This is a genomic window from Pseudomonas sp. (genome assembly GCF_036387035.1).
Taxonomy (GTDB): Bacteria; Pseudomonadota; Gammaproteobacteria; order Pseudomonadales; family Pseudomonadaceae; genus Aquipseudomonas.
Map to the genome: position 1 here is coordinate 32,574 of NZ_DASVUM010000192.1, position 14,232 is coordinate 46,805.

Below are 14,232 nucleotides of genomic sequence, written 5' to 3' on the forward strand. Positions count from 1 at the left end.
GCGCCGGGCGGGTGATGATGATCATCGCCTGGGCGGCGGCGCTGTTTCTGGCGACGCGGTTTTTCGGCGAATGGGAGCAGCGGCAGGAAAATCCGAATACCATCGTTGCCTCCGAGCATGGAGATGGCTATGTCGAGGTGAAACTGGCGAGCAATCGTGACGGGCATTTCGTCATGACCGGGCAGATCAATAGTCGACCCGTGCAGTTCATGCTCGACACGGGCGCGACCAATGTCGCCGTGCCGGAAGGCGTCGCGAAGCTACTGCGCCTTGAGCGCGGCGAGCGCGTCCAGGTAAGCACCGCCAACGGACGCACCGATGCCTTCCGGACCACGCTGCAACGGTTGCAGATTGGCGACATCGTCCTGAACAACGTGCGTGCCCTGGTGGTGCCCGGCCTGGACGGTGATCAGGTGCTGCTGGGCATGAGCGCCGTAAAGCAACTCGAATTCACACAGCGCGGCGGCACATTGCTGCTGCGCCAGACGACAAAATGATGAGGCCCGCATGAGCGACTCCCTTGACCTCAGCCTGGATGGCGTAGAACGCCGATCACTGGCTGACTTCACCGAACAGGCCTATCTCAACTACTCCATGTACGTGATCATGGACCGGGCCTTGCCGCACATCGGCGACGGTCTGAAGCCCGTACAGAGGCGCATCGTCTACGCGATGAGCGAGCTGGGCCTGGACGCCGACGCCAAGCACAAGAAGTCGGCGCGTACGGTCGGCGACGTGCTCGGCAAGTTTCATCCGCACGGCGACTCGGCCTGCTACGAAGCCATGGTGCTGATGGCGCAACCCTTCAGCTATCGCTACACATTGGTGGACGGTCAAGGTAACTGGGGTGCGCCGGACGATCCCAAATCGTTCGCGGCCATGCGGTATACCGAAGCGCGTCTGTCGCGTTATTCCGAAGTACTGCTTAGCGAGTTGGGGCAGGGCACGGCGGACTGGGTGCCGAACTTCGACGGCACGCTGGACGAGCCCGCTGTTTTGCCCGCACGCCTGCCGAACATCCTGCTCAACGGCACCACCGGCATTGCCGTCGGCATGGCCACGGACGTGCCGCCGCACAACCTGCGGGAAGTCGCGTCGGCGTGCGTGCGCCTGCTGGATGAGCCGAAGGCCACCATCGAGCAGCTGTGCGAACACATTCAGGGCCCGGACTACCCCACCGAAGCGGAGATCATCACCCCGCGCGCCGACCTGCTGAAAATCTACGAAACAGGCCGTGGCTCTGTCCGCATGCGTGCGGTGTACCGGGTTGAGGACGGCGACATCGTCGTGACTGCGCTGCCGCATCAGGTTTCCGGTGCCAAGGTGCTGGAACAGATTGCCGCGCAAATGCAGGCCAAGAAGCTGCCGATGGTGGCTGACCTGCGTGACGAGTCGGACCACGAGCACCCGTGCCGTATCGTCATCATCCCGCGTTCCAACCGTGTCGACCCTGAAGAGCTGATGCAGCACCTGTTTGCCACCACGGAGCTGGAATCCAGCTACCGGGTGAACGTCAACATCATTGGTCTGGACGGCAAGCCGCAGCTCAAGAACCTGAAGGCGCTGCTCTCGGAATGGCTCACGTTCCGCATCAACACCGTGCGCCGTCGGCTGCAGTTTCGTCTGGACAAGGTCGAACGTCGCCTGCACCTGTTGGAAGGCTTGCTGACCGCGTATCTGAACCTGGATGAAGTGATCCACATCATCCGCACCGCCGAGCATCCTAAAGCAGAGCTGATCGCGCGCTTTGCCCTGTCCGAGATTCAGGCCGACTACATCCTCGACACCCGGTTGCGTCAATTGGCGCGCCTGGAAGAAATGAAGCTGCGCGGCGAACAGGACGAATTGCTCAAGGAACAAGCCAAGTTGCTGGCCCTGCTGGGCAGTGAAACGAAGTTGCGCAAGCTGGTGCGTACTGAATTGATTGCTGACGCCGAAACCTACGGCGACAACCGCCGTTCGCCTATCGTCGAGCGCGCAGAAGCCAAGGCGCTGTCCGAAAACGAGTTGATGCCGACCGAACCGGTCACCGTGGTGCTGTCGGAAAAAGGCTGGGTGCGTTGTGCCAAAGGCCACGACATCGACGCGACCGGGCTATCGTACAAAGCGGGCGACGGATTCAAGGCCGCGGCAGCGGGGCGCTCCAATCAGTTTGCAGTCTTCATCGACTCGACCGGTCGCAGCTATTCGCTGGCGGCGCATACGTTGCCGTCCGCCCGAGGCCAGGGCGATCCGTTGACCGGACGCCTGACACCGCCGCCGGCCGCGACCTTTGAATGCGTGCTGCTTCCTGAGGATGACGCGCTCTATGTGGTCGCGTCCGACGCCGGCTACGGTTTTGTGGTCAAGGGTGAAGACCTGCAAGCCAAAAACAAGGCGGGCAAGGCGTTGCTGAGTCTGCCGGCTGGCGCGAAGGTGATCCTGCCGCGTCCGATCCCTGATCGGGAGCATAACTGGCTGGCTGCTGTGACCACCGAAGGCCGCTTGCTGGTGTTCAAGATCAGCGACCTTCCGCAACTGGGCAAAGGCAAAGGGAACAAGATCATCGGCATCCCCGGCGAGCGCGTTGCCAGTCGGGAAGAGTACGTGACCGATTTGGCGGTGATTCCCGATGGCGCCACGCTGGTGCTGCAGGCGGGCAAACGCAACCTGTCGCTCAAGCCAGACGATCTGGAGCACTACAAGGGCGAGCGCGGACGACGCGGCAACAAGCTGCCGCGCGGATTCCAACGCGTCGATGCACTGTTGGTGGAAAGCGCCAGCTAAAGCGGTCCGTTCGGGGGTCGCTCTTCGTTTCGTCACGAGAGCGACGCAGAATCGCTGGAGTCAACGCGCATATTCACGGATGATATGACGTCCTCTGGCGCCGCTATGGCGGAATGCCTTCAAGTTTCCAAAGTATTCAACATTGTGAACGCGCCATACGGCGTTCACCTGGACGGGATGATGAATTTTCTACGTGCTCCCTGTGTTCTGTTGTTGACCGGCGTGCTGGGTTTGGCCGGGTGCAGCGTTCATCAGCCCACGTCGCTCTATCAGCTGGACAGCGGCGAGCCTGGGCAACCGAAACACAATGGCGGGGTGGCCGTGCTACTGGGCCCTGTGTCGATTGCCGACTATCTGCAACGCGAAACATTACTGCAGCGTCAACCGGATGGCAGCCTCAAGGCGGCCACCGACGGCCGCTGGGCAGGCAGTCTGTCTTCTGATATCGATCAGCTGCTGCTGCGCCAACTGGCCTGGAAGCTCGACAGTCAACGCGTGGTCATGGCCCCCGCGGCCTCCAACTTCGCGCCAGATGTACAAGTGGTGCTGTCGATCACCCGCCTTGATTCGGGGGAAAAGCAGCCAGCGGTACTGGACGCCCAGTGGCGTTTGCTGGACCGGCGCGGCAATGTTCGCGACAGCAAGCTGATTCACCTGGAAGAGCCGCACGCAGGTTCTTCAGCTGCACAGGTCAAGGCGCAGGGGATCTTGCTGCAGCGCCTTGCGGACAAGCTGAGCGTCGCGGTCAAGCCGATCGCCAGCCAGCCTCTGATTGCGGACGAGCCGAAGAAAGCCGCAGCGCCAGCGAAAACCCGTACTGATCAAGACAAGCCAAAGATTCCGATGGCATCACCGATTCGCACCGATCTGGAAGTGTTCCGCTTCTAGAATCGGCGCCCACAAAAAAGCCCGCAGCGATGCGGGCTTTTTTGTGTGTGACGCTTAGACCTTGCGCGCCTCATGCATGCGCGCCAGTTGACGCTCCAGCATCGACGGGTACGGCTCCATCAGGCGCTCAACGCAGCTGGCACCCTCTGGGCTCGCAATCGGACGAATGCGTGCGCGCTGACGGATGGTGGCGTCTTCGCTGATCTTGCGCTCCACCAACAACAGATTGCGGCTGTGTTGCGACAGGGCCAGGGCGTCCTGGGCCGTTTCGGTGAGCAGCAGATCGATCTGGTTCATGCCGTGCAGCCCTTCGCCCAGTGTCAGGCCCAGCTGCAATTGCAGGGTGATGCCGCTGTCTGCGACTTCGATCTGCAGCGCGTGGCTCAATGCGCGCAGCAACTCACCGCAGCAAATCGCGTTGGTCAGGTAATCATCGCCGCTGTCCTGGGTGCTGAAAACCATCAGCGAACTGCCGTCGTTCAGCGTGTGCAGTTCGCTGTCGTAGAGCGATGCTGCCTGGTCGATGCAGTCACGGTAACGTTCAAGCAGCTCGGTCAGGCGCGTGCGCGGTAGCCGACGCAGTTGCTCCTGAGAACCCAGCTGTACGGCCAGCACGGCGCTGTATTGAGGTTGCAATGGCACGACCGGAAGGATCGGGCGCGGCGCGGGTTTTGGCGCAGCGGGAGAATGATCACGCAGGTCGGCGAACGGATCCTCTTCGTCTTCCTCGTCCTCCTCGGCAGCGATACGCCGCGTGGGAATAACTGTGGCACGCGGTTTGGGCCCGTCGTCGAAGTCAGGGTCGTTCAGGTCGCTGCTGTCGAACTCGGGCGAAGCGTCCTCGTCGTCTTCGGACTTTACAGGCTCGGGGACGGGCGCCGGTTCCGGCTCGGGCGGCGCATAGGACGTCTTGAGTTGGCGTGCCAGATCGCCGATCTCGTCCTGACGATCAGTGGCCGGCGTGTAGGGGTCGATGTAGCGCAACCACATGCGCAGTTGCAGCATCGGCGTGGAAATATGACGACCCAAACGCAGGCTCAATGCCAGGGCCAGGGCCAGCAGGATACCGGCCAGAATGGCCATGCTCTGCAAACTGATGGTCAGCGGCTGTTGGAACTGGGCCATGTCCAGGCTGATGCGCAGCGTGCCGGCCACCACGTCCTGGAAGGTGATCTTGATCTCGTACAGGCCTTCCGCTTCACCCAATAAGCCGTTTTTCGGACGCTGCCCGGCTTCGGCAAGAATGCGGTTGTCGGGGCTATAGATAGCAGCGTGGGCCACCAGCGGATTTTTAACCAGATTGCCCAACAGCACGTTGAGGCTGAGGATATCGTTGGACACCAGCAGCTCGGTGGCGGAGGTGGCGGTCTGCGTGGTCAGGGCTTGCCCCAATGCGTCAGCCTGTTCGTGCATGGCTTGCTTGAACTGCAAACCCATGACGCAGGCGTAGATCACCAGGGCCAGCGCGACGAGGATCACGTTGTGGCTGGCGATACGCAAAGCAATCGGTACACGTCGATGACGCAATGCCCGGAAGATCAGCAAGAAGAAATTATCGGTTTTTACTGGCGTGGGCCGGTTCACTGAGCACGGCTCTCGTGGTGAAGTTGGGGCGCAGTATAGCGAGCGACCCTGTGGCGGCAAAGCGCTGGCTGTGCCCGGCGGTCACTGAAAGTGCGTAGAATGCGGTTTTTTTCCACTGCGGGGGTGCGCCTTGCGCGAAATCGTCCTGATAAACATTACTGGTGAAGACCGTCCGGGTCTCACCGCGGCCATTACCGGTGTGCTGGCCCAAGGCGGCGTCAACATTCTCGACATCGGTCAGGCGGTGATCCACGACGCGCTGTCGTTCGGCCTTCTGGTCGAAATCCCCGCCACAGAGGCAGGCGCGTCGGTGCGCCAGAATGTTCAGGCAACGGTTGACGAACTGGGGCAGCAAGTACGCTTCACCCAGGTCGGCGAAGCTGACTATCAGCACTGGGTCGACGGCCAGGGCAAGGCCCGGCACATCGTCACGCTGCTGACCCGCAAGGTCACCGCCGAGCAACTGCAGACGGTCAGCGCGATCACTGCCAAATATGGCTTGAACATCGACCGCATCGACCGCCTCTCGGGGCGCATGCCGCTGGACATGCCCACGGAGAAGAGCAAAGGCTGCATCGAATTTTCGGTGCGCGGCGAACCGGTCGATCCCCAGCAGATGCAGGCCGAGTTCCTCCATGTGGCTCAGGAGCTGAACGTCGATATCGCGTTCCAGCAGGATTCACTGTTCCGTCGCAACCGTCGCCTGGCGGTATTCGATATGGATTCGACGCTGATCGAAGCCGAAGTGATCGACGAGCTGGCCAAAGCCCACGGCGTGGGCGATCGGGTTTCGGAGATCACCGAGCGCGCCATGCGCGGCGAACTGGACTTCCGCGCCAGTTTCAAAGAGCGACTGGCGCTGCTCAAGGGCCTGGACGTCAAAGTGCTGGACGAGATCGGCGCCTCGTTGCGCTTGACCGAAGGCGCAGAGACCCTGTTTGCCGAACTCAAACGGCTGGGCTACAAGACCGCCATCCTGTCGGGCGGCTTCACCTACTTTGCTCGGCAACTGCAGGCCAGGTTGGGCATCGACTACATCTTCGCCAACGAGCTGGAAGTGGTTGACGGCAAATGCACGGGCAACGCGGTCGAGCCGATCGTCGACGCCCAGCGCAAGGCCGATCTGCTGCGGGAACTGGCAAGCAAGGAAGGGTTAAGCCTGGAGCAAACCATTGCGGTGGGTGATGGGGCCAATGACCTGCCGATGCTTGCCATCGCGGGGCTGGGAGTGGCGTTCCGCGCCAAACCGCTGGTCAAGCAGTCGGCGAAGCAGGCGATCTCGACGCTGGGTCTGGACGGTGTGCTGTATTTGCTGGGTTTGCGCGACCGGGAAGGTCGCAGCGCTTAAAGGCGTGAACGCTGAGGCATCTGCAAGGGATGCCTCGCGGGCTTACAGCACCGTCCACAGCGAGTCGAATTCCTGTTCCGGGCCGTTGCCGTCAGGCGTTGCCGCTTTCTTCGGCCCTTCGAGAATCTGATATTCAAACTGGTTGTAACTGCCCGTGGTGGCACGACGATTACTCAGACTGGCACGCCGTTGTTCGCCGCTGGTGTTGATCATTACCTTGGAGCCGTCTTCGAACGGCAACCGAGGTGCAATGACCGTCGCGGGCACGTCGATGGCGCGAACTTCCGGCAACAGCAGGGCGCGTAGAAACTGACTGCTCTGCTCGGCGCGAGTCAGTTGCATGCCGCACGCCTGCGCAAAGGGCGCGATCAACTCAACGCCCATCTGCATGCCGCCGCCGCGAACCTGCCGCACCCAGCGCACCACCGCAATACTCCAGCCGTGGCCATGGTCCTGAATGCCGATCATCTCACCGGCCTGCAACTGGTCGGGTACTTCCTTGGGCCAGGCGAGGCAGTAACCCCCCGGGCTGTGATTGACGATGTGCAGCGCATACGTAGGGAAGCTTTTTTGCCCGTCGGAGGCCGCATTGCCTTCAGCGTCATCGCGCTTGTACTCGATTTCCTCGAATGGAAGCATTCGGTCGGACGTGCCATCGCGTTGCACGTCGGCTGTATGCGCCCACGGATCGTGCTTCACCGGCTGCAAGGGTTGTAGCGAGAATTCGGCGACTTTGGAGAGGGTCGACATTTGAAGCAGGTCGCTGAACGATTGCTGACCGCCGACGTAATAGTGCAACGCACTCATGCCCACGCAGACGGTCAATGTGCCTTGCCCCGGCGTGCGTTGAAACGCACGTTCCGACACGTCGCCCCAGGCCGCTGCCAGGTGCTGCAGGACGTCGATGGATAATCCAGGCGGCATTTTGAGTGCAGATTTCGAGCGTTCTTCGACGGGGGTCAGGGTGTAGCGCTCCAGAGCCCTCGACAGAGGTCGGGGATCGATGCCGAGCAAATTCGGGCGTTGATCGTCGTCGTACAGCGCGGCATAGCGCGGCGCCGTGTCCGTGCCCGGCGAAACTGCGTACAGGCTGTTGCCGTCCAGCGGCTGTTGCAGCGTGACCATCGCGCTCCACGCGTCCAGCGCTTCGGCCAGCTTGCCGATGTTGTGCTGGCGCATCTGGTTGCAGCGCGAGCAGCCCATCAGCAGCGCAACGATGTAAGTCTGTTCGACGCTCATCGCCTGCGTGTTATGAGCGAGGCTGTCGGCAACGGGTACGTTATGCAGTTGATGCTGACGGGCGATCTGATAGATCTGGTTCAGCTCCAGCCACAAGCCGTCCTGCACCGGACAGTAAAGCTGGTTGGCACGGATCAGAGGGCCGTTCAGGCAGCTGAGCGCGCGTTGAAGCGCAGTCGTCAGCAGGCCAATCCGGTCCCTGCTGAGTTTGACGGCGACCCGGGCGATGATCTGCTTGTAGCCAATCGCCAGATGGTTTTGCAGGGCCTGGCAGAGGTTGGCAACCTTGCGCGGACGTTCTTCTAGAACGACCGACTGGTTGAGAAAATGGCGCTCCAGGTGCTTGCACACGAAAAAGACTTCCGGGCGAAGCAGTTCGAGGAGCTGCATGCGATTGTCACTGGGTGTGAGCAGCTGGTTCAGCTCGCCGAGCCCTTGATAGAGCTGACGTGCCATTTCACCGAGATTGGCCTTGGGCAGCGTGGCGATCCAGCGCTTCAGGTCTTTGGGGGTTGCGTCACAGAACGACAGGCTCGACTGCGTCGGCACAGGTGCGCGCAACAACAGAGGGAGACTTAAATTACTCATGTGACAAGCAAACTCCAACAACTACAGGCCTGAACGGCGGCGTCAAACTCCGGGGTCAAGCACCCTCGCCGAGCGAAAAGAGCACGTTTACGTCCACTGAAAGTGAAGTTTCCTACAGCACTGACAAAGAACTCTAGCAGCATCCAGCGACAGCCGCAGCTTGGGCAGCCGTGCGGCCAGACCCGGCATCCTCAAGGTCGTGACGCCAGCGCGGCGACGGAAACAGTTCGCGCCAGAAAACCAGCATCACGCGTTCAGGGAAAAGCTAACGCAAGAATCAAGCCTGCAATGGCAACGCGAGCCCTTGGCCCATCTGCACAGGCGAACCCGCCGCCAGCAGTTCGGACCACTTCACCTGGTTTGGCCCAAACAGCACGATAGCCGTGGAGCCCAGCTTGAAGCGACCCAGCTCTGCACCTTTTTCCAGATGAATGGGGGCACGCGCTGCTTCGTCGTAACGGAAGGTTTTGAGCTCGCGCTTGGGTGGCGTGACCAGGCCAGCCCAGACGGTTTCGATAGAGGCAACAATCATCGCCCCCACCAGCACGACGGCCATCGGGCCGCGCTCGGTGTCGAACAGGCACACCACGCGCTCGTTACGCGCGAACAGCTCCGGTACGTTTTCTGCTGTGGTCTGGTTTACGGAGAACAACCGGCCCGGCACATAAACCATTTCGCGCAGCGTGCCAGCGAGCGGCATGTGAACGCGGTGGTAGTCCTTCGGCGAAAGATAGACGGTCGCGAAATCGCCACCCATGAATGGCGCGGACAGGCGAGCATCGCCGCCGAGCAGTTCCAGCACGCTGTAGCTGTGGCCCTTAGCCTGGAAAATCCGGCCGTGTTCGATTGGGCCCAGTTGGCTGACCGCACCGTCCGCAGGGCTGAGGATCGCACCCGGCGTTGGGTCCAGCGGGCGAGCACCCGGCTTGAGCGCACGGGTGAAGAAGTCATTGAAGTGCGGGTAGGCGGTGATGTCCTCGACCTGGGCCTGAGACATGTCCACCTGATAGCGGCGCGCAAACCATTGGGTGAAAGCATTCTTGAACCAGCGCACGCGGCATTCGGCCACGCTGCCTGCCAGTTGCGACAGCAAATGATGGGGAAGCAGATACTGGAAAAGGATAAACAGACGCTGTTTCATCAAGATTCCTAAAACGTTTGAATAGGGGAATGCGGGTCGACGCCACATTGGGCGCCGATTTTATTTCTCGATCGGGGTGTCCGGATGGTTGCCCCACTCGCCCCACGAGCCGGCGTAGCCCTTGACCCGCGGGTAGCCCAGCGCCTTGGCCACCAGATAGGTGAAGCCTGAGCGATGGTGGGTCTGGCAGTGGGTGATGACTTCTTTGTCCGGGGTAATCCCCAGGCCCTCGAGGATCTGTGGCATGTCTTTGCGGATGCGCAGGTCGCGGGCCTGATCCATGCCTGCCGTCCATTCGAAGTTCACGGCGCCGGGAATGTGACCTCCCTTGGCGGCGACAACTTTTTCGCCGGAGTACTCGGTTGGCGCGCGTGCGTCCCAGACCGCCAGATCAGCGGCGCCCAGGCGGCTTTGGACGTATTCCCGAGTCGCCGTGGGTTCGTCGTGCAAAGTCAGTGAAACCGGACCGCCGACGGCTCTCGGTACATCCGTCGACAGCGCGAGGCCTTCGGCTTGCCAGGCGAGCAGGCCACCGTCGATATAGTGATACTTTTTGTGTCCGATGACGTCGAGCAGCCAGATGAAACGGCCGGCCCAGCCACCCCCTTCGTCGTCATACACCACGTAGACCGCGTCGGGGTTGTGGCCCAGCTCGCCGAATAGCGTTTCGAGATGCGCGTGCGTTGGCAACAGCCCTGGCGCGGGTGGCAGCCCCAGCTGCGTGCGTTTCGGGTCGACGAATCGAGCGCCGGGGATGTGGCCGGCCTCGTAGCGGGCCGGGCTGGTCAGGTCGACCAAAATGAGCTCTGGCGCGCTGAGGCGTGCTTGCAGGTCGGCGGGTTCGATGACCAGCGGCAAGCTTGAAAAGGCAGCCATGTAGCGTCTCCGGATCGCGAAAAGGTTGCGAATTGTAGCTCAGCCTTCAGCCATTGCGACGGCTAAAGGTGGTAAGGGCTTTCTCGATGCACTGACCGGTTTTGCCGAAAGCTTGCACAGAGACTTCGGAAAACATTCCTCCACCCTGGTCGGCGACCACCATCATCACGACACGGCCATTGCTGGCGAGCGAGCGAATCAGCAGGTTGTCTCCACTGAAAAGATTGCGTAACTGCGCCGGCAGCAGCGCCGAAAACTGGGCGTTGTTGGCCGGCGTGAGGCGCAGTTGCGTAGGCTGGGCGAGCAGGCGTTGCAGCACCGTGCTGTCTTTATAAGGAATCAGCAGCGCAGCGGCCGACTTATCCACACCTGCGATCTGATGCACGCGCAGGCTGTCGGTCTTGCGATCAGTCATCAACAGCACCACTCGCTGCATGCCCGCTGCTACCAGCGCATCGCGGGCACACGTGGTCAGGTGCATGGCGTTGATAAAGATGCCGGGTTCCTTCAGCAGGTCGGCGCAGTGTTTGCGCCATAGCTGCAAGGCGTCGGGCGAGGGCGGTGGGGCAGGCAGCAACCCTTTGTGTACCCGACGGGTCTTCCATGGCCAAAGCAATGCCTGCGCCGGGTGCCAGATATCCGGACCGCCATGCTGCCGGGCGCTGGCCGCCGCGTTCTGGTGAACCTGCTGCTGAAGGTCGTCCAGTGATTGCTGCAGATACAGGCTGGTCAGTAGCTGCCAGCGCAGGTTGTGCGGCGTGTCCCAAGCCTGGTGTGCCGACAGCGCGAGACCGTTGGCCAGCAAGATTGTGTTGGCAGGCTGGTTCAGCCAGCGCCGCAGCGGCTGGTCCGCGTCGAGTTGTTGTTGCTGCTTGAGCGGGTCGTCGTTGCTGTGCGCGATGCGTAGCACGCTGACTAGGTTGCGTTGCTGTGAAGTCAGCAGCTCGTAGCCCTGCGTCACCCAGACAGGCAGCCGCCAGTGGTGAGCCAGCGCCTGACACAGATGCACCAGCCGCACGCCGAACAACGCGTTCTCCACCGTCTTGGCGCACTCGCCCTTGTGAATCACCCGCAACTCCCATTCTTCGAGCAGGGTGGGGTGCGCCAGGGCCATGGGCCAGAGGGGCGAGAGAAACAGCAGGCTTCCCAGATGGATGTCTTGCCACAGCCGTGCCAGTTGGTTGGCAAACAAGCCGTAAGCCTGCTGCATGGCGTGCTGACTGATCATCTGTATTTGACGCAGCGCCACCGGAATATCGCGTGCATCGACGCTCGGCAGTCGCGCCAGCAGCGCTTCGGTGCGCGCCAGGCCCAACCTGTTGATAGCGACCTCGAGACTTTCCGCAGGCTGCGCCAGCGCGCCGCTGTTCAGGTTGGCCTCGCGCAGTACGTTGAGCACCAGCGCGGGGCTGTCTTGCATGAGATCGGCGATGTCGCGCAGCGAGCGACGGCTGTCGGTCAATGCCGCCTGCACGCGCTGATGCGCCACCGCCGGCACCGGCAAGGCAATGCTGTCGAGCTGCTTTATCCAGTTATCCAGGGTGCGCGGAACAGGGAGCGAAGAAGCTTTATCTGATTGCATTCACAACACCCGTACGGCTGGGAGATTTTGATCGATGTCGGATACTGGCATCATGCTGGCCCTCGCGGCGCAACGTCCCGCGCCATGCATCGGTCAGCATTTTCCTGCGATCTGACTATAGTCTGGCGCATTCATGCCGATAAGCAGGACAAGAGTATCAAGCGCTTCTCGCACAATGACCATGAACCCGACTCAGTAAAGTATTTTCTACCTATGGCAAAAATTATCGGCATCATCGTCGTTTTCGCGAGCGTTCTCGGCGGATACGTACTGTCCCACGGTCAGATCGCTGCGTTGATTCAGCCTTTCGAGGTCATGATCATCGGCGGCGCGGCGCTGGGTGCATTCCTGCAAGCGAACCCGGGCTATATGACCATGCTGGTCATCAAGAAGTCCTTGAAGATGTTCAGCACCCGGTTCACCCACGGCTACTACCTGGAAGTGCTGGGGCTGGTGTACGAGATCCTCAACAAGAGTCGTCGCGAAGGCATGATGGCCATCGAGGGCGATATCGAAGAGCCCGAAAACAGCCCGATCTTCGCGAAATACCCAGGCGTGCTCAAAGACACTCGCATGATCGCGTTCATCTGCGATTACCTGCGCATCATGTCCTCCGGCAACATGGCGCCCCACGAGCTGGAAGGCTTGTTCGACATGGAACTGCTGAGCATGAAAGAAGAGCTCGAGCACCCGTCCCACGCAGTGACCGGTGTCGCCGACGCCATGCCGGGTTTCGGTATCGTTGCGGCGGTACTGGGTATCGTGGTGACCATGGCCTCGCTCGGTTCCGGCGACAAGGCGGCGATCGGCATGCACGTGGGTGCGGCACTGGTCGGGACCTTCTTCGGTATTCTCGCGGCCTATGGTTTCTTCGGCCCGCTGGCGACTTCCCTGGCCCACGATGCCAAGGAAGAAATGAACGTCTATGAATCGATCAAGGCCTCGCTGGTGGCTTCGGCCTCGGGCGTACCGCCTTCGCTGGCCGTTGAGTTCGGCCGCAAAGTTCTTTATCCCGCCCATCGCCCCAGCTTCAGCGAGCTGGAACAAGCTGTTCGCGGTCGTTGATCCATGGAAAATAATCAGCCGATCATCATAAAGCGCGTCAAGCGCTACGGCGGAGGGCATCACGGCGGCGCCTGGAAAATCGCGTTTGCCGACTTCGCGACGGCAATGATGGCGTTCTTTCTGGTGCTCTGGCTGATGTCGTCCGCGACGCCTGAGCAGTTGATCGCTATTGCCGGCTATTTCAAGGACCCGGTGGGTTTCTCCGACAGCGGCTCGCCTTACGTGATTGATCTGGGCGGTTCGCCGGAGATGTCTCCGGACCAGACGCTCAATCCGGAGGTAAAATCCACGCCTGCGCCGGATCGCGTGCCGGTCGATGCTGACCAGCAGGATGCTGCCGCCGAGCAGGTCGAGCAGGATCGTCTGGAAATGCTGTTGCAGGAATTGCAGACCAAGGTGAACGAGAACCCGCAACTGGCGAAGTTCAAGGACCAGATTCTGTTCGAGATCACCCAGGACGGTTTGCGCATTCAGATCATGGACGCCGAAAACCGTCCGATGTTTGATATCGGCAGTGCGAAGCTCAAACCGTATTTCGAAGACATCTTGCTGGCGATGGCTGACACAATTAAAGCCGTGCCAAACAAAGTCAGCATCAGCGGTCACACTGACGCGACGCCCTTTGTCGGCAACAATGGCTTCGGTAACTGGGAGCTGTCCGCCGGAAGGGCCAACGCTGCACGGCGTGCGCTGCTTGCCGGTGGTTATCCTGATCAGCAAGTGGCGCGTGTGGTGGGTTACGCCTCTTCCGCGCTGTACGACAAGGAGCACCCGCAGAACCCCATTAACCGCCGCATCGATATCGTGGTGATGACCAAGAAAGCGCAGCAGCGTATCGAAGGCGCACAGAACTCCGGCGAAGCACCGCAAACGCCGGATGCACCAGGAGCCGCTGCGCCATTGCCAACACCTAGCGCTACCGCACCGGCCAATCAGCCGGGGACGTCGATTTCCTCGCCCGCAGTTGATCCACAGGCTTACGCCCAACCCCACGAGATTCGGCAGAAGCTGAACATCTTCGATCAGGGCCAGCTGAAGATCGACGAAACCAAGAACTGAAACCTGTGTAGCAGACGCAAAAACGCCGCGATGATCGCGGCGTTTTTGTTTTGTTGCATAGAGTCTTATATGAGGCCAGAAACCTTACTTTGGAGT

At 61.0% G+C, this 14,232-nt stretch carries 10 protein-coding genes and 2 pseudogenes; 6 read left to right on the forward strand and 6 right to left on the reverse strand.

The window, feature by feature from the left end; all coding sequences use genetic code 11:
* Window positions 1-14 precede the first annotated feature (14 nt).
* The 3 genes from VF672_RS18375 to VF672_RS18385 all read left to right on the forward strand — a co-directional run bounded on the left by VF672_RS18375 (window position 15) and on the right by VF672_RS18385 (window position 3,654).
* On the forward strand, window positions 15-497 hold the full coding sequence (locus VF672_RS18375) for a retropepsin-like aspartic protease family protein (RefSeq protein WP_414705630.1): 483 nt from the start codon (window positions 15-17) through the stop codon (window positions 495-497).
* A 10-nt stretch (window positions 498-507) separates the two neighbouring features.
* Window positions 508-2,766: a DNA topoisomerase IV subunit A gene (gene parC / locus VF672_RS18380; RefSeq protein ID WP_331105981.1), complete on the forward strand. Its 2,259-nt coding sequence runs from the start codon at window positions 508-510 to the stop codon at window positions 2,764-2,766.
* Window positions 2,767-2,946: 180 nt separating this feature from the next.
* Window positions 2,947-3,654, forward strand: coding sequence for a PqiC family protein (locus VF672_RS18385; protein WP_331105982.1), 708 nt, complete (start codon window positions 2,947-2,949; stop codon window positions 3,652-3,654).
* Window positions 3,655-3,708: 54 nt separating this feature from the next.
* On the opposite strand, the pseudogene VF672_RS24695 reads toward VF672_RS18385, so the two are convergent.
* Both VF672_RS24695 and VF672_RS24700 read right to left on the reverse strand, forming a co-directional pair.
* Window positions 3,709-4,413: pseudogene (locus VF672_RS24695) on the reverse strand (histidine kinase); the annotation flags it as partial.
* A gap of 98 nt (window positions 4,414-4,511) precedes the next feature.
* Window positions 4,512-5,238: pseudogene (locus tag VF672_RS24700) on the reverse strand (AhpA/YtjB family protein); the annotation flags it as partial.
* A gap of 130 nt (window positions 5,239-5,368) precedes the next feature.
* Here VF672_RS24700 and serB point away from each other — a divergent pair.
* A complete protein-coding gene (serB, locus tag VF672_RS18395; RefSeq protein WP_331105984.1) occupies window positions 5,369-6,586 on the forward strand; it encodes a phosphoserine phosphatase SerB in 1,218 nt (405 codons plus the stop codon).
* 42 nt (window positions 6,587-6,628) lie between these two features.
* On the opposite strand, the gene VF672_RS18400 is transcribed toward serB, so the two are convergent.
* From VF672_RS18400 to VF672_RS18415, 4 genes are all read right to left on the reverse strand, one after another.
* Complete coding sequence (locus VF672_RS18400) at window positions 6,629-8,413, reverse strand: molecular chaperone (protein WP_331105985.1); 1,785 nt, start codon at window positions 8,411-8,413, stop codon at window positions 6,629-6,631.
* Between the two features lie 277 nt (window positions 8,414-8,690).
* Window positions 8,691-9,560: an archaetidylserine decarboxylase gene (asd, locus tag VF672_RS18405; RefSeq protein ID WP_331106006.1), complete on the reverse strand. Its 870-nt coding sequence runs from the start codon at window positions 9,558-9,560 to the stop codon at window positions 8,691-8,693.
* 54 nt (window positions 9,561-9,614) lie between these two features.
* Window positions 9,615-10,430, reverse strand: coding sequence for a rhodanese-like domain-containing protein (locus VF672_RS18410; protein ID WP_331105986.1), 816 nt, complete (start codon window positions 10,428-10,430; stop codon window positions 9,615-9,617).
* 46 nt (window positions 10,431-10,476) lie between these two features.
* The gene (locus VF672_RS18415; protein ID WP_331105987.1) at window positions 10,477-12,012 is read right to left on the reverse strand and encodes an HDOD domain-containing protein; all 1,536 of its coding nucleotides are present in this window, start codon (window positions 12,010-12,012) and stop codon (window positions 10,477-10,479) included.
* Between the two features lie 213 nt (window positions 12,013-12,225).
* On the opposite strand from VF672_RS18415, the gene motA reads away from it, so the two are divergent.
* Together motA and motB are read left to right on the forward strand one after the other, a co-directional pair.
* Complete coding sequence (gene motA / locus VF672_RS18420) at window positions 12,226-13,077, forward strand: flagellar motor stator protein MotA (RefSeq protein ID WP_037015764.1); 852 nt, start codon at window positions 12,226-12,228, stop codon at window positions 13,075-13,077.
* A 3-nt stretch (window positions 13,078-13,080) separates the two neighbouring features.
* Window positions 13,081-14,136, forward strand: coding sequence for a flagellar motor protein MotB (motB, locus tag VF672_RS18425; RefSeq protein WP_331105988.1), 1,056 nt, complete (start codon window positions 13,081-13,083; stop codon window positions 14,134-14,136).
* Window positions 14,137-14,232 lie beyond the last annotated feature (96 nt).